Raw genomic sequence first — 16,384 nt, forward strand, 5'->3', positions numbered from 1 at the left:
TAGGCACTCTAATTTGCCGAGAGAGAACTCTCAAAAGAGTTCGATCTCCCACATTCGGGCGCTAAAGGCCTTCGACCTGCCGTATTTAACGGCAGATCGTGACAAGGGCGCTAAACTCTTTCGAGTGCGATGGCGATACCTTGTCCCACACCGATGCACATCGTTGCGAGAGCAAAGCGGCCGCCACTGAGCTTGAGCTCCAGTGCCGCTGTGCCGGTGATGCGCGCTCCTGACATGCCTAGCGGATGTCCGAGAGCGATGGCTCCGCCATTTGGATTGACCCGGATGTCGTCATCGGCAACTCCCAGAAGACGTAGCGTCGCTAATCCTTGGCTGGCGAAGGCTTCATTGAGTTCAATGACAGCAAACTGCTCCTGCTTCATGCCCAGCCGCGCCATCAGTTTCTTGCTGGCGGGTGCCGGGCCAATACCCATGAGGCGTGGAGCAACGCCTGCCGTCGCGCCGCCCAGAACGCGAGCAACGGGGGTGAGCCCGAACTTCCGGGCAGCGGCCTGCGATGCGATGATGAGTGCTGCAGCTCCATCGTTGACACCTGACGCGTTGCCCGCGGTGACTGTGGCACCTTCCAACTGGTTGATTGGTCTCAATTTGGCCAATGCATCAAGGCTGGTTTCACGTGGATGTTCGTCAGCGCTGACAACTATAGGTTCACCTTTGCGCTGAGGAGTGGAAACAGGCGTTATTTCTTGCGCCAGTCGACCATTGCTTTGTGCGGCCGCGGCCTTCTTTTGACTTTGCCAGGCGAAAACATCCTGGTCCATGCGCTTGATTGCATAATCGACAGCCACGTGGTCTCCGGTCTCCGGCATGGAGTCGATGCCGTATTGAGCTTTCATGACCGGATTGACGAAGCGCCAGCCGATTGTCGTATCATGAATTTCTGCACGTCTCGAGAAAGGGCTGTCTGCCTTGGGTAAAACAAAGGGCGCGCGGCTCATGCTTTCAACGCCACCTGCAATCATAAGCTCAGCTTCGTCGGCGCGGATAGCGCGTGCTGCAGCGAGCACCGCGTCCATTCCAGAGCCGCAAAGTCTGTTGATTGTCGTACCGGTGACGTTAACGGGCAAACCGGCAAGCAGTGCCGCCATGCGGGCAACATTGCGGTTATCTTCGCCCGCCTGATTGGCGCATCCGAAAATCACATCCTCAATCGCTTCGCAATCCAGCGCCGGATTGCGCTCAACCAGCGCTTTGAGCGGAATAGCAGCAAGATTGTCTGTTCGGATGCTGGATAAGGCTCCGCCAAAGCGACCAATTGGCGTGCGGATGTAGTCACAGATGAACGCTTCTGTCATCGGGTTTCTCCCATCTGTTGTGTCGCGAACATCGGGCCGCCTTTGATTGCGGGGAACCCGTATCCATTGACAAGAACGAGATCGATATCGTCGGAACGTTGCGCAATGCCCTCTGCAAGCAAAGCCTGTCCTTCAACCATCATGGCGGCGAGGAGGCGCTGCATGATGGCTTCATCGGGCAAATGGCGGGGAATAATTGCATTGCGTTCACGGTAATCGTCGATCAGAGTGTGGACTTCCTCGTCGCTCACGCGAACACCATCCTCATAGCGATACCAGCCAAGACCTGCCTTGCGTCCAAAACGCCCGGCTTCGCATAGTTTGTCGGCAACATCGAAATAAGGAAGGCTGGGATGACGGGTGGCCGCCGCTCTCTTGCGCCGCGCCCAGGCAATTTCCAAACCGGCCATGTCGTTAACCGCAAATAACCCCATTGGAAAGCCATAGGCTTCCATCGCGCGATCAATATCTTTGGGGTAGGCGCCCTCAGCCAGCATTTTTTCAGCCTCCGTCCGGTATGCCGAAAAAATCCGGTTACCAATAAAGCCTTCGCAGACGCCGGTGATGATGGGCAGCTTCTTGATCTTGCGCGCGAAAGCAATTCCTGTGACGAGCGTTTCGTCGGATGTATCTTGGCAGCGCACCACTTCAAGCAAGCGCATGATATTGGCTGGCGAGAAAAAGTGCAGCCCCAGCACCCGGTCTGAGCGGTTTGTGACCGCGCTCAACTCATTCGGGTTGAGATAGCTTGTATTGGTTGCCAGAATGACAGATGGAGGCAGCAACATGTCGAGTTGCCGGAACAGCGAGGCCTTGACCGTGAAATCATCAAACACGGCTTCGATGACGAGATCAGCGTTGGCAAGTGCTGCCATATCAGCGCTGAGCGTAAGCCTTGCACGTTGGCTTTCTGCGGCCTCGGTCGAAAGCCTGCCAGTGTCGACGGCTTTCTGGATTAAATCGGCAATCCGTTTAGCACCTTTGCTGGCTGCATCTGCAGTTTGTTCATAGCCTATGACATTATAACCAGCAGTAAGACAGGCGGCAGCGATACCTGCCCCCATCAAACCGGTGCCGGCGATGCCGATAGTCGAAAGTGGTTGGGGTTTTGCTTCCATGCCTTCCACTTTTCCCGCCGCGCGTTCGGCGAAAAACAGATGCCGCAGCGCGGCCGCTTCAGCACTATCGCGCAGGCGAATGAAAGTCTTTCGTTCTTCGCCTAAACCTTCTGCAATCGAAGCGGTTATCGAGACTTGAACTAGCCGCGCTGCTTCGCCGGGAGCAGCCGCACCACGCGCTTTTCTCAGAATTTGGGCTTTGGCATGTTCAAAAGCGGTTGCATCGGGCGCAGCAACGGACAGATCGCGGGTCCGACGCAACGGCTGACCGGCCATTGAAGTGGCGAGCTTGATGGCGTCGGCCACAAGATCGTTGTCTGCTATTTGGTCGATCAGACCCAGTCGCTGCGCTTCTTGAGCGGTAATCTGGCGACCGGTGGCGATCATATCGAGTGCTGGAAGGGGCCCGATCAGTCGAGGAAGGCGCTGGGTGCCCCCCGCACCCGGCACGATCCCAAGTTTAACCTCCGGCAAGCCAAGAGAGGCGCTTAATGATGCGATACGCGCGTGAGCTCCAAGCGCTACCTCAAGTCCGCCACCCAAAGCAGGCCCGTTGATCGCGGCTACCACAGGTTTATCGGCGCTTTCGATGATGGTGATTACGTCCGGCAATGTTGGTTCGGTGGGAGGCTTGCCGAATTCGCGAATGTCCGCTCCTCCAATGAAGATCTTGCCTGCACCGATCAGAACGGTCGCGCGGATCGCTGTTTCAGTAGAAGCATGGCCAATGGCTGCGGCAAAGCCTCTGCGCACCTCTGCGGATGTTGCATTGACTGGAGGGCTATCGACGGTGACGACAAGAACGCCGTCTATAACCGTACCCGTGACAGTTGGAGAGAATTCGCTTTTATCAGCCATGGCGGTCTCAGTCTGGTATTACGGCGAAAGCCTGTATTTCGATCTTAGCCCGGTCTTCGATCAATGCGACGACCTGAACTGCCGCCATCGCGGGGAAGTGCTTACCGATTACATCGCGATAGGCGCGGCCGATCCCTTTAAGATTGGTGATGTATTCATCCTTGTCGGTGAAGTACCAAGTCATTGAGGCGATATGTTCCGGGCTGCCCCCAGCTTCCGCCAGGATTGCCACAATGTTTTTCAATGTCTGCTCGGTCTGCTCGACGAAATCGTCGGTCTCAAACTGTTGTTGTTCGTTCCAACCGATCTGTCCGCCGATGTAAACGGTACGCCCACGCGCTTCAACGCCATTGGAATAACCGATTGGGCGTGCCCAGCCTTGCGGCTGAAGGGTCTTATGCATGTTATATCTCCAAAAATGCGCGCAATAGCAGGCTCTAAGTGGCTTTCAGCAGTTCGCGTGCGATAATGAGTTTCTGCACTTCGGTCGCGCCTTCATAGATGCGAAGTGCACGTATTTCACGATAAAGCCGCTCGACGATTTCGCCGCTTTTCACGCCACGACCGCCAAACATTTGAACGGCTTTGTCGATTGTCTGTTGGGCGTTTTCCGTCGCAACCATCTTTGCCATCGCGGCCTCTTTGGTTGTGCTCAGCTTCTGAACGTCGCGCCGCCATGCTGCTCGATAGGTCAGAAGAGCGGCAGCATCGATGTCGGTCGCCATGTCGCCAAGTGTCGCTTGCGTGAGTTGCAAGTCTGCCAATCTGCCACCGAACATCGGGCGTGACTTCGCATGTGCCAACGCCTCGCTTGCAGCACGGCGCGCAAAGCCCAGGGCAGAGGCGGCAACGGATGCGCGGAAAATATCGAGCGTGCGCATGGCGATTTTAAAACCTTCGCCCGGCGCGCCGAGCCGACGACCAGCGGGGATGCGACAATTATCGAAGCGGATCGTGGCCAGCGGATGCGGAGCGATGACATCAATGCGCTCTGCAATTGAAAAGCCAGGATCGTTGGCTAAAACGACAAAGGCCGAAATGCCTCGTGTTCCTGGCGCTTCGCCTGTGCGGGCAAAGACTGTATAGACATCAGCGATGCCGCCATTGGAAATCCATGTCTTCTCGCCGTCGAGCACGTAATGGTCGCCGTCCAATCTCGCCGCGCAACCCATCGCCGCTACATCTGAACCCGCGAGCTTCTCCGAAAGGGCAAAGGCCGAAATCCATTCTCCACTTGCCACTTTCGGCAAGACTGCTTGTTTGAGTTCGTCCGACCCGCTAAGGCTGATCGCGCCGGTGCCAAGTCCTTGCATGGCAAAAGCGAAATCGGCAAGTCCGTCATGATAAGCCAGTGTCTCGCGGGCGATGCAAAGCTTCCGGGAATCGATCCCGTCACCGCCCGTCAGACTGACCGCCGCTTGGAGCAGTCCGGCTTTTCCGAGCGCTTTCACCAGAGCGCGGCAGGCATTATCCGTATCGTGGTGTTCGACACCGGTGATCGCCGGGCTTTTCACAAAAGCATCAAGTTTTGCCGCCCAGTCTAAATGGGCTTTCTCAAAAAACGGCCAGTCGAGATGTTCCCGTGTGAGTGGCAGCGTTGCGAAACCATCCATGGATCAGTTTCCCTCGAAAACGGGTTTCTTCTTGGCTGCGAAAGCCTCGAACGCGCGGCGGAAATCCTGCGTTGCCATGCAGATGGCCTGCGCCTGGGCTTCTGATTCCACCAGCTCTTCAATGCCCATCGCCCATTCTTGACTGAGCATGGTTTTTGTCATGCCATGCGCGAACCATGGGCCGTCGGCGATATTGCGTGCCAGAGCCTCGGCCTTTTCCAAAAGCTCGCCCTGCGGATGCAGTGCGTTGAAAAAGCTCCAGCGCTCACCCTCTTCGGCGCTCATAAAGCGTCCGGTGTAAAGCAGTTCCGACGCGCGGCCCTGACCGATCAGTCGCGGGAGAATGCCGCATGCGCCCATATCGGCGCCCGCAAGACCGACGCGTGTGAAGAGGAACGCAGTTTTTGTTTCAGGCGTCGCAATGCGTAGATCCGATGCCATTGCCAGAATGGCACCGGCGCCAGCGCAAATGCCGTCTACGGCGGCGATAATTTGCTGCGGACATTTACGCATGGCCTTGACGACATCGCCGGTCATACGCGTGAACGCGAGAAGGTCGGGCATCGTCATGTGGGTCAGAGGCTCGATGATCTCGAAGACATCGCCGCCTGAAGAAAAGTTTCCGCCAGCGCCGGTCAACACGATTGTGCGCACATCGGAAGCATAAGCGAGATTGCGAAAAAGATCGCGAAGCTCAGCATAGCTTTCGAATGTCAGCGGATTTTTCCGGTCCGGGCGGTTAAGGGTCAGTGTTGCGACGCGACCGTCTTCACTCGTCTGCCACAGAAAGTGATCGGCCTGATAGTCCTTGAAAGGCTTTAGATTGCTCGCCATCGAAACGGTGCCGTCGTTCATCCTGCCATTACCTCCCCACCAGCGATTGCTATCGCCTGTCCAGTTATTGATTGCGCGCCGGGCGATGTCAGCCACAGCACGGTTTCAGCCACTTCCTCAGGCTGTATCAGGCGCCCCTGTGGGTTCGCCTTGACGAATTGCGCCAGAACGTCTTCTTCTGATCTTCCGGTTTTTGCGATGATAGCCTCGATGGAGCGGGCTATGATGGGCGTATCGGTAAAGCCCGGGCACACTGCGTTGACCGTCACGCCCGTGCGCGCGAGCTCCAGCGCCAGTGCTCGGGTCAGCCCGATAACACCGTGTTTTGCAGCACAATAGGCCGAAACATAAGCATAGCCGCTCAGGCCAGCTGTGGACGCAATGTTGATGATACGCCCGTCTTTTCCGCCCGCCTTGATATCATCGAGTGTCATCTGCGTAACGTTGAAAACACCGGTCAGGTCGACGTCGAGTACGCGGCTCCATGTATCGAGACTGGTTTTCTCGAAAGGAGCGCTTGGAGCTTCCCCGGCATTGTTTACAAGAATAGTCACAGGGCCAAATGCGGCACGCGCCCCGTGCAGTCCTTTTTCAATTGCATCGCGATTTGTGACATCGAAACCATCAGCAAGGAAACATCCCTTCCAGTTCAAAGAGGAAGCGGTTTTTTCTAGCCGCTCACGACTGCGCCCCGCCAGGGTCACATTGGCTCCTGCCCGCGCAAGACCAGCGGCAATAGCGGCGCCTATGCCACTGCCCGCACCAGTGACGAGTGCATGTTTGCCATAAAGGGCTGAGCCAACGGCCGGATCGTTCATTGCTATCTCTCCGTTATCTCACCCGCTTTTACTTCGCGCCTTGCGGCGCTGCGTTTGCGCGTGCGAGGTTGGCTTCATACTGATATTTGCTTGAACGATATTGCTTCGGCCAAGCAATGGAATTGATGCCGATTTTAGCGGCCTCATGCAGCGCCCAAGCCGGGTCCGCAAGATGTGGGCGTGCCACCGCGCAGAGATCCGCGCGACCAGCTGCGATGATCGAATTTGCATGATCGGCTTCCGAAATCGCGCCGACGGCAATTGTTGGGATGTGGATTTCGTTGCGAATTTTATCGGAGAACGGGGTCTGGAATAGACGGCCATAAACTGGCTTTTCTTCCTTCCAGACCTGACCTGACGAACAGTCGATCAAATCGGCACCGGCAGTCTTGAACATTTCCGCAAAGATCGCCGCATCTTCTGGCGTGTTGCCGCCCTCGAACCAGTCGTGGCAGGAAAGGCGAACCGAGATCGGCTTATCCTGCGGCCAGGCTTCGCGGACCGCGTGGAAGATTTCTAGCGGATAGCGTGCGCGGTTTTCGTAACTGCCACCATATTCGTCCTCGCGGCGGTTGGTGAGTGGCGAGAGGAAGCTCGATAAAAGGTAACCATGCGCGCAGTGCAGCTCAAGCCAATCGACGCCTGCAGCCGCCGCTCTTTTGGTCGCGGCGACGAAGTCCGCTTTCACCCGATCCATATCGGCGCGATCCATCGCTTTTGGGACCTGGCTGTTCTTGAGATAGGGAAGGGCGGAAGCGGAAAGCAATGGCCATGCTCCATTCTCAAGAGGCTGGTCAATACCTTCCCACGCAAGCTTGGTTGCACCCTTGCGGCCGGCATGGCCGATCTGCATGGCAACCTTTGCATCACTGTTTGTGTGAACGAAATCGACTACGCGCTTCCAGCCTTCACCCTGCGCATCGTTCCAGATGCCTAGGCAGCCGGGGGTAATCCGCGCATCAGGCGACACGCATGTCATTTCGGCAAACACCAATCCTGCGCCGCCCATGGCGCGGCTGCCCAGATGGACCATATGGAAATCGTCTATCAGGCCGTCGGTTGCGGAATACATGGCCATTGGTGATACGACAATGCGGTTGGGCAAGGTGACGCCACGTAAGCTATAGGGGGTGAACATCGGCGGCAGACAGCGCTGGTCTTCGGCAACGTTGAGACCTTGCTTGCGGGCGAACCAGCGTTCGTAGCCTTCAAGCCAATCCTTGTCGCGCAGGCGTAGATTCTCGTGGCTGATACGCTGCGAACGCGTGAGCATGGAATACATGAACTGTTCCGGCTCCAGCGTATCGGCATAACGCTGGCCGACTACCTCGAACCACTCCATGGCGTTGCGCGCGGCGTTTTGAATGCGTGCGACATCAACCCGGCGGATTTCTTCATAGGCATGCAGGACGTCTGGTATGCCCTCCTTGCCATGTCCGAGCTTCTGGAACTGGTTGGCCAGTTCAATCGCGTCATCGATGGCAAGTTTGGTACCCGATCCGATTGCAAAATGCGCGGTATGGGCCGCATCACCCATCAAAACCACATGGGAATTGCCGTTGAAGTGGCTCCATTTTCCGCATATGAGGCGGCTGAAGTTAAGCCAGGCCGAGCCGCGCATATGGCGGGCATTGGTCATCAGTGGAGCGCCGTCGAGTGTCTCTGCAAAGAGCTCTTCACAAAAATTGATGGATGCTGACTGGTCCAACTGATCCAGACCATGCGCCTGATAGGCTTCCTCGGTAGTTTCGATGATAAAGGTCGAGGTTTCGTCGTCGAACTTATAAATGTGCGCCTGGAACCAACCATGATCAGTCTTGCGGAAATCGAACGTAAAGGCGTCAAACAGTTTTTGAGTGCCGAGCCAGATATAGCGATTGGGCCGGACGACCATATCCGGTTCGAACACATCCTCATAGCGATTGCGAATGCGGGAGTTCAGGCCGTCCGATGCAATGATGAGATCGGCATCAGGGAATTCAAGATCACTTTCTACGTCGGTTTCAAACTGAAGCTTCACACCCAGCGCTTCGCAGCGCGCCTGAAGAATATTGAGCAGGCGTTTGCGTCCGATACCGACAAAGCCGTGACCGCTGGTGCGCTGACGCGTTCCTTTGAAGAGGACCTCGATATCGTCCCAATGGTTGAACGCGTCCTGAATTTCGGCCGCACTTTCGGGATCCCACACCTTCATGGATTCCATCGTCGCGTCGGAAAAAACCACGCCCCAGCCGAAGGTGTCGTAGGGGCGGTTCCGCTCCACGATCGTAATGTCATGTTCTGGATGAAGCTTCTTCATCAGAAGGCCGAAGTAAAGGCCGGCCGGACCCCCTCCAATACACACGATACGCATGTTGAGTTCCCTTTCCGATAGCTGCCGAACGGCGCCGGTTATTTATTTTAAGTTTAAAATATAATTAGGAGTTTGGGCGCGTCAAGCGAAAAAAGCGCCGGCTTCCGCAAGTGGGCATCTGCGGGAGTAAAATGCAGGATTTGACCAGAAATATGCAAATGCAATAATTATACTCGTTCTAAAAAGCCCTATTGACACAGTTTAGAATTCGAAAATATGCTGATGCAAATGAATTGATATTCCGGCAAACGGAAAAGGGGAATTGTCATGGCGGAGCGCTCATTCGCCCGCGAAGTCGAGGATCTGAAGCTCGGCGACGGCGAAATTTTTAGCGGCGAAGGCATCCTCGCCATCACAAAGGCGTTGCTTCAGTCAGGCGTTTCCTATGTCGGCGGTTATCAGGGGTCGCCAATATCCCATCTGATGGACGTTCTTGCGGATGCGAAGGACGTGATGGAAGATTTGGGTGTCCATTTTGAATCTTCCGCATCGGAAGCCGCGGCGGCAGCCATGCTTTCAGCCTCTGTGATGTATTCTGTCCGCGGTGCGGTAACTTGGAAATCCACGGCCGGCACCAATGTCGCCTCGGATGCGCTCTCCAATCTCGCATCGGGCGGAGTGACCGGCGGCGCACTGGTCATCATCGGCGAGGATTACGGCGAAGGTTCCTCTATCATGCAGGAGCGGAGCCATGCCTATGCGATGAAATCGCAAATGTGGCTTTTAACCCCGCGCCCTAACCTGCCTTCGATTGTGGAAGCCGTTGAAAAAGGCTTTGAACTATCGGAAGCCTCCAACACACCCGTCATGTTGCAGGTTGGTATTCGCAGCTGCCATGTGCATGGTCAGTTTGTTGCGAAGGATAACAAACGTCCCAACCATACGCTGGCGCAAGCGCTGGAAAACCCCAGACGCGATGTTAACCGCATCGTGCTGCCACCCGCATCTTTCCTGCACGAGAAGGAGAAGCTCGAGAAACGCTGGCCGGCTGCGGTAGAGTTCGTCAAGGCAAATCATCTCAATGAATATTTCGGCCCTAAGGAGGGCGACGTTGGCATCATCCTGCAAGGTGGACTTTACAACAGCGCCATGCGCGCGTTGCAGCAAATGGGTCTGGCCGATGTCTACGGTGAAAGTCGAGTTCCACTCTATGTCATGAATGTCGCCTATCCAATGATAGACGATGAAGTCATCAATTTCGTTTCCGGCAAGAAAGCTGTGGTGATGCTGGAGGAGGGGGCGCCTGAATATATCGAACAGGCGCTGCATACGTTGCTGCGCCGTCGCGATATTCAGACGAAACTGTCCGGCAAGGACGTGCTACCACTTGGCGGTGAATACACGACGCCTGTGCTCTTGAAAGGCCTGACGGCATTCTTCGATGCACATGCGCCGCAGTTACTCGGCAACCGTCCGCCGCTGCCCGATCCGTCGCCGGTTCTCAATGATGCACGCGTGAAGGCGCTTGCTGAGGTGGTGCCACCGCGCCCAGCCGGCTTCTGCACCGGTTGTCCGGAGCGTCCAATCTTTGCCGCAATGAAGCTTCTTGAAAAGGAACTTGGCGAGCATCACGTTTCAGCGGATATCGGCTGCCACCTTTTTTCCATTCTGCCTCCATTCAATCTTGGTGGCACGACAATGGGCTACGGTCTTGGTCCAGCTTCTGCTTCCGCGTTCAATGTGAAAGCGGGCAAGCGATCCATTTCAGTGATGGGCGATGGCGGCTTTTGGCACAATGGTCTTGCAACTTCGGTCGGCAACGCCGTCTTCAACAAGCAGGATGGTGTCATCCTCGTGGTCGATAATTATTATTCGTCGGCTACTGGGGGACAGGATGTGATGTCCTCTAGAGCGATCAATCCGCGCCGCAAGACCAATAACTCCATTGTTGATGCGGTCAAGGGAATTGGCGCGGGCTGGGTTCGCCAGATCGACCACACATATGACGTTGCAAAGATGCGGGACACGCTGAAAGAAGCGCTGACGACGGATGAAAAGGGTCCGAAGATTATCGTCGCGTCGTCTGAATGCATGCTTAACAAGCAGCGCCGCGTGAAACCGCAATTCGCCAAAGCAGTCAAAGACGGCAAACGAATGGTCAAGCAGCGTTTCGGGGTTGATGAGGATGTGTGCACCGGCGATCACGCGTGCATACGCCTTTCAGGCTGCCCGTCGCTTTCTGTAAAGCACACAGATGATCCGCTGAAGGACGATCCGGTCGCAGCGATCGACAATTCCTGCGTTGGTTGCGGTAATTGCGGTGAGGTTTCGGAAGCAGCGGTTCTGTGTCCTTCATTTTATCGGGCCGATGTCATTCACAACCCGACGGGTTGGGACAGGTTTTTGCATCGCTTGCGCTCAGCCGTCATTGGATGGCTGCAAAAGCGCCGCCGTGCGGCACGCATCGTTTTTGCGGATTGAGGAACTGGCCATGTCACCATTGAATGCATCGCCCACCGCTCTTTTGTCCCAGGACAAGCCACTGTCAATTGCCATTCTTGCCATGGGGGGCAGGGCGGGGGTGTTCTGGCAGACTGGGTTGTGGCGTTGGCGGAAACCAATGGCTGGGTTGCGCAGACAACTTCTGTGCCCGGGGTGGCGCAGAGAACCGGTGCGACGATCTACTATCTGGAGCTGTTGCGTGCCCGCGAAGGTGCGCATCCGATCTTGTCGCTGATGCCTACGCCTGGCGACGTTGACATCGTCATCGCGGCCGAATTGATGGAAGCGGGACGATCAGTACTGCGCGGCTTAGTCACACCGGACAAGACTTTGCTCATTACGTCCACCCATCGCTCCTTTGCGGTTGGCGAAAAGGAAAAGCCAGGTGACGGCATTGGCAATCCGGTGGTTGTTGAGGACGCGACGGCGTTTGCAGCGCGCAAGACCATCGCATTCGATATGGAAGCGCTGGCAAACAGGAGCGGCAGCGTTGTTTCCTCTGCCTTGTTTGGTGCGCTTGCGGCTTCCGGGGCGTTGCCCTTTGCGAAAACGGCCTTTGAGGCGACCATCAAATCTGGCGGCAAAGGCATCGAGGCTAGTCTGAGAGCTTTCGAGGCTGCCTTTCAACGCACGCTTAGTGGGGCCAACGACAAGCTCGCAGCGAGCCCTATCAAGCGGCTGGACCCTTTGCCCGAGCAGGCGGAACATCCGGTATTGGACGCGCTTATTAAGCGCATTCGCAGTGAATTTCCAAGTGAGTGTCACGCGATGCTTTTTGCAGGTATCAAGAAGCTGACCGAATTTCAGGACCCGGCCTATGCGGATGAGTATCTCAACCGGTGTGCAGGCTTGCTTAAGGCCGATCTTACGAATGGCGGCACAGCGCAAGGCTTTGCCTTCACGCTTCAAGCGGCAAAATATGTTGCTGTTGCTATGGCTTATGACGATGTGGTCAGGGTGGCTGACATTAAGGTACGCGGCTCGCGGTTCGAGCGGGTGCGCAAGGAAATCGGCGTTAAAAAAGATCAGATCGCCTATACGACCGAATTTATGCATCCGCGCATGGAAGAAGTTTGTGGCACATTGCCGAGAGGCATCGGCGCGTGGATCGAAAATCGGCCGAAGATCTTTGCATGGCTCGACAAGCGTATCAGCAAAGGGCGCCGGGTGAATACGGGAACGCTGTTCTGGTTCTGCGGCCTTTATTGTGTTTCGGGCTTGCGTCGTTTCCGACGTGGTAGTCTGCGCCATCAGCGCGAGACGCTCCATTGCGAATTCTGGCTGGAACAGGCTCTCGCCGTCTTGCCCCAGAACTACGATCTCGCCGTTGAGGTCCTTGCCTGCCGCCGTCTGGTTAAAGGCTATTCCGATACGCATTCGCGTGGCCTATCAAAATTCGACCGCGTCATGTCCGCCGTGCCTGTTTTGAGCGAACGCGACGACGGCGCAGCCTGGCTTCGGCGTTTGCGGCAAGCGGCACTGCTTGATGAACAAGGCATTGCGCTTGATGGGGCATTAAAAACAATCACAACGCTCTGATCAAACAGCGCAGTCCATCGCAAAGATCGCAGAACAAACATGTTCGAATGAGAAGTCGGCGTGCTCGAGGACGTGCGCCGTTGCGTCAGAAAAAAAGGGGAAGACCATGTCTCAAGCGCAGGGCATCAACGCTCCGGCTGTGACCGGAAGAGAGATATCGGCAGGCAAAAGCCTGCTTGTCGTGGGCCTCTGCTGGCTTGCGATTTTTGCGGAGGGCTATGACGTTGGTGTCATCGGGGCGATACTACCTGCCTTGTCGGTTGATCCGGTCTGGCAGCTAACCCCGATAGAGCTTGGAGCCATCGGCAGCTACACGGTGGTAGGCATGCTGATCGGCGGTATTCTTGCGGGTACGCTGAGTGAGCTTTATGGGCGCAAGCCGTTGTTTATAGCCTGCATTTCCTTGTTTTCGCTTTGTATGATTGTCAGCGCGATGGCACCGTCACCCTTCATCTTCGGATTGAGCAGGTTCATATCGGGCATCGGACTTGGCGGAATTATTCCGGTCGCAGCGGCGCTAACAGTTGAATACTCTCCGATGAAGAAAAAGAGCTTCAATTACGGTCTGATGTATTCGGGCTATTCAATGGGATTGCTCGCTGCCGCTCTATGTGGTCGCGGCCTCCTCGAAGACCATGGCTGGCGCACTATCGTTTTGATTGGCGCCATGCCTCTGCTGTTTATCCCTATCTTCCTAGCATTGTTGCCAGAAAGCGTGGAATCGCTGGTCCAGCGCGGCAAACATGATGCGGCGCGCAATACGGCAAGCCGCATGGGAGTTGGTGTTCCGCCCGTAATGGCCCGCAAACATGGAAAGGTTCGCTGGCACACTGTATTTAGTGAAATCTTCTCTCCTAAAAAGGCCTTTGAAACCGCCTGTTTCTGGATCGCGCTTTTCATGGGGCTGCTGCTTGTCTATGGCCTCGCACAATGGCTTCCACAGATCATGCGCAAGAACGGCTATGATCTCGGCAATAGCCTACTGTTTCTTGCAGTCTTCAGCCTGAGTTCTGCCGTCGGAGGCATCGTGTTGGGGACATGGGCGGATCGCTTCGGCGTGCGCCGGACTGTTGCCTGCTCATACGCGCTCGGCGCGTTTGGAATTGTGGCGCTTGCCTTCAAAGGCTCTTTGCTGATGAACTATGTGTTTGTTGCGATTGCTGGTTTCGGTACAGTGTCGGCCTCGCTGGTTTTGACAGGTTTTCTGGCGCAGCAGCTTGATTCCTCGATCCGTTCTGCTGGAACCGGATGGGCGCTAAGTTTTTCTCGCATCGGCGCTTTGACGGGGCCGCTGTTGGGTGGTCTGATCGCAAGCCTTAACATCGGCCCGCAGTGGAATTTCTACATCTTTGCGTTCGTTGCGGCGCTTGCAGCTTTGGCAACCGCTCTAATCCCGTCCCGATCGGCGGCGTAGGCCTCAAAAAGCCGATCCGCGCTGGAGTTCGGATCGGCCTATCATTCAAAGGGATATTAAAGCTCGTTTTTACGGATATTGCGGAGCATTTTCTGTAAGGTGCCGACAAAAGCGCGGTGCTCATCTTCATCGATGCCATCAAAGAGTTGCAGCAGAAGATCGTACATGGTCGGCCAGGCCTGGTTGAAAATGTCTCTTCCTTCTTCGGTCAGCGAAATATCGCGGATGCGCATGTCCCCTGGACGCGCCTGACGGCGAATGTAGCCCTGTTCTTCCAGGGAATCGAGTGTGCGGCTCATCGTTGATTGTTCGGTTACTGTAAAGACCGAAAGTTCGTTGATTGTGGCTGAAGGCGTGACACTGAGGACAGCGAGTGCGCGCAGCTTAACCGTCGTGATCTGGCTGCCTTTCAAACCTTCGGCGAGGTTCGCATTATAGCGTGCCATGAGGCGGTTCATCAGGTAGGGCGCAAAATTGTTCAAGCCGATCTCGCCCAACAAACGCACAGGATTCGCCTCCTGATGCTCGGAAGCCAGAACCGTACCTGAGAAGCGTTCCTCCATGAGTTCCCTCGCTTTAGATCATGGTTGCAACAGTTATGCGCCCGATGCGGTTTGGCATCAGGCGCAACAGGGCGCTCTCGGTGTTAATATCGGTTGGCGAAAGAAGCCAGAAAAAAAGGTGGATACGAGCCTTCTATCGCATCCACAGAGCTCCTCAATCAGGAGCGAGAGGCCTCACCCGAAATCCCATTGCTATTACCGGCAATCGAGACCTGGTCGTCATTCAGTCTCAAGCTTGTGCGCGTGACCACCAAAATGATGAGAAGAATGATCGCTTCCATGATGGCGAAAGTTAAGAAGGCGCTGACAAATGATCCCTCTGATACCTTGATGACCACGCCCATGACCCAGGGCGAAATAAAGGTCGCAAGGATTGCAAAAATCTCAGCATAGCCAACCGCTGCGGTCGCAAGGTCTTCGGGATATTTCTCACTGAGAAAGGCGAAGATCGCACCGCCGCCAAAAAGCGCGGCACCGCTCAGAAGCGCCATCATTATCAGCGCGCCGAAGCCAAGTGGTATTGCCATGCCAATGGTGAACATGACCGCCACAAGGAAGGCAAGCACTGTTCCGAATTTGATCATCCCCGTCTTGTTCAACCTGTCTGCGGCGTAGCCTCCGATGACGAGAAACACGACTTGGGACAGTCCCATCAATGTGCCGATCAGTGCGGCGTCCTCCACTGGCATCTGATGCACGGCAATATATGCGGGAATGACCCAAGTTGCGGTTCCGGCAATAGCCATCGTGCAGGCAGAAATGCCCAGACTGCCGACGATGATCCATTTCGAGCGGAAAATGCTGGCAAGTGACGCCGTGGAGACCTGCTGTTTCTCGGCTTCCCAGCGGAAATTCGTAAAGCCGATATGGGCTGGATTGTTGCGGGTGAACATGAGCACCAAGGCTGCTGTTACCAGCGTTCCGATGGCAAGAATGGCGAAGAAAGTGCGCCATCCATAGGAGATGGAAAGCGGAATGCCGATCGCAAAGTCCAGCGTGATTGCGAGACTATAGGCGGCGAGGATCAAGCCGATCATGCTGCCGCGTCGTTTTTGCGGGAACCAGCCGATAATGAGTTTCATATTGCCAAGGAAGATTGCTGCATCGAAGAAACCGATAAACAGACGCAGCGCAATCAGCTGGGCATAGGTTTGGACATAGACTTGCGCCATCATGCCGATTGCTGTGCAGAACAGGCCAATCAGCAAGAGCGTGCGCGCCTTCATCCGGCGGCTAAATTGCGACCAGACAATCATGCCAAGCCCATAGGTCAGCGCGAAAATTCCCTGCGCCAGACCGGCCTGTGCGGAATCGAGTTGGAGGGTTTCTGAAATGAATGGTATTACCGCTGCAAAGGCGTACCAGTCCGCGGCCAGAAACATCTCGCACAAAAGCGCCAGCCCCAGCATTCCCCATTGCCAGCGCTTTATTCTTGATTGATCTAAGTCCGTTAGGCTTTCCCATTGCATGGTCTGGTTCCCCTTGTTTTTACCTGCAACTTCATGATGGTTCCGTG

At 55.6% G+C, this 16,384-nt stretch carries 11 protein-coding genes and 1 pseudogene; 3 read left to right on the plus strand and 9 right to left on the minus strand.

Annotated features, from left to right (window positions below; genetic code table 11):
- Window positions 1–110: 110 nt before the first annotated feature.
- Genes pcaF through KMS41_24285 form a run of 7 tightly spaced genes read right to left on the minus strand, consistent with a single transcriptional unit; the run spans window position 111 to window position 8,910 of the window.
- The gene (gene pcaF, locus KMS41_24255) at window positions 111–1,316 is read right to left on the minus strand and encodes a 3-oxoadipyl-CoA thiolase (protein ID QWK81609.1); all 1,206 of its coding nucleotides are present in this window, start codon (window positions 1,314–1,316) and stop codon (window positions 111–113) included.
- Window positions 1,313–3,292: an enoyl-CoA hydratase/isomerase family protein gene (locus tag KMS41_24260; GenBank protein ID QWK81610.1), complete on the minus strand. Its 1,980-nt coding sequence runs from the start codon at window positions 3,290–3,292 to the stop codon at window positions 1,313–1,315. Before KMS41_24260 ends, pcaF begins: the two co-directional genes overlap by 4 nt.
- A 7-nt stretch (window positions 3,293–3,299) precedes the next feature.
- The gene (locus KMS41_24265) at window positions 3,300–3,695 is read right to left on the minus strand and encodes a RidA family protein (GenBank protein QWK81611.1); all 396 of its coding nucleotides are present in this window, start codon (window positions 3,693–3,695) and stop codon (window positions 3,300–3,302) included.
- Between the two features lie 34 nt (window positions 3,696–3,729).
- The gene (locus KMS41_24270; GenBank protein ID QWK81612.1) at window positions 3,730–4,905 is read right to left on the minus strand and encodes an acyl-CoA dehydrogenase family protein; all 1,176 of its coding nucleotides are present in this window, start codon (window positions 4,903–4,905) and stop codon (window positions 3,730–3,732) included.
- Window positions 4,906–4,908: 3 nt separating this feature from the next.
- Window positions 4,909–5,760 (minus strand): enoyl-CoA hydratase family protein, encoded by an 852-nt coding sequence (locus tag KMS41_24275; protein ID QWK81613.1) that lies wholly within the window; start codon window positions 5,758–5,760, stop codon window positions 4,909–4,911.
- Complete coding sequence (locus tag KMS41_24280; GenBank protein ID QWK81614.1) at window positions 5,757–6,557, minus strand: SDR family oxidoreductase; 801 nt, start codon at window positions 6,555–6,557, stop codon at window positions 5,757–5,759. The genes KMS41_24275 and KMS41_24280 overlap by 4 nt, the downstream gene beginning before the upstream one ends.
- Window positions 6,558–6,585: 28 nt before the next feature.
- Entirely contained in the window at window positions 6,586–8,910 is a 2,325-nt protein-coding gene (locus tag KMS41_24285; GenBank protein QWK81615.1) for a bifunctional salicylyl-CoA 5-hydroxylase/oxidoreductase, read from the minus strand.
- A 267-nt stretch (window positions 8,911–9,177) separates the two neighbouring features.
- Between KMS41_24285 and KMS41_24290 the strand changes: the two genes are divergently transcribed.
- The 3 genes and pseudogenes from KMS41_24290 to KMS41_24300 all read left to right on the plus strand — a co-directional run bounded on the left by KMS41_24290 (window position 9,178) and on the right by KMS41_24300 (window position 14,305).
- Window positions 9,178–11,331: an indolepyruvate ferredoxin oxidoreductase subunit alpha gene (locus tag KMS41_24290; protein ID QWK81616.1), complete on the plus strand. Its 2,154-nt coding sequence runs from the start codon at window positions 9,178–9,180 to the stop codon at window positions 11,329–11,331.
- 10 nt (window positions 11,332–11,341) lie between these two features.
- Window positions 11,342–12,891: pseudogene (locus KMS41_24295) on the plus strand (indolepyruvate oxidoreductase subunit beta family protein).
- 106 nt (window positions 12,892–12,997) lie between these two features.
- The gene (locus KMS41_24300) at window positions 12,998–14,305 is read left to right on the plus strand and encodes an MFS transporter (GenBank protein ID QWK81617.1); all 1,308 of its coding nucleotides are present in this window, start codon (window positions 12,998–13,000) and stop codon (window positions 14,303–14,305) included.
- A gap of 56 nt (window positions 14,306–14,361) precedes the next feature.
- On the opposite strand, the gene KMS41_24305 is transcribed toward KMS41_24300, so the two are convergent.
- Both KMS41_24305 and KMS41_24310 read right to left on the minus strand, forming a co-directional pair.
- The gene (locus tag KMS41_24305) at window positions 14,362–14,868 is read right to left on the minus strand and encodes a MarR family transcriptional regulator (protein QWK81618.1); all 507 of its coding nucleotides are present in this window, start codon (window positions 14,866–14,868) and stop codon (window positions 14,362–14,364) included.
- 158 nt (window positions 14,869–15,026) lie between these two features.
- Window positions 15,027–16,337: an MFS transporter gene (locus tag KMS41_24310; protein QWK81619.1), complete on the minus strand. Its 1,311-nt coding sequence runs from the start codon at window positions 16,335–16,337 to the stop codon at window positions 15,027–15,029.
- Window positions 16,338–16,384 lie beyond the last annotated feature (47 nt).

This window comes from Ochrobactrum sp. BTU1 (assembly GCA_018798825.1).
In the GTDB taxonomy this organism is placed as follows: Bacteria; Pseudomonadota; Alphaproteobacteria; order Rhizobiales; family Rhizobiaceae; genus Brucella.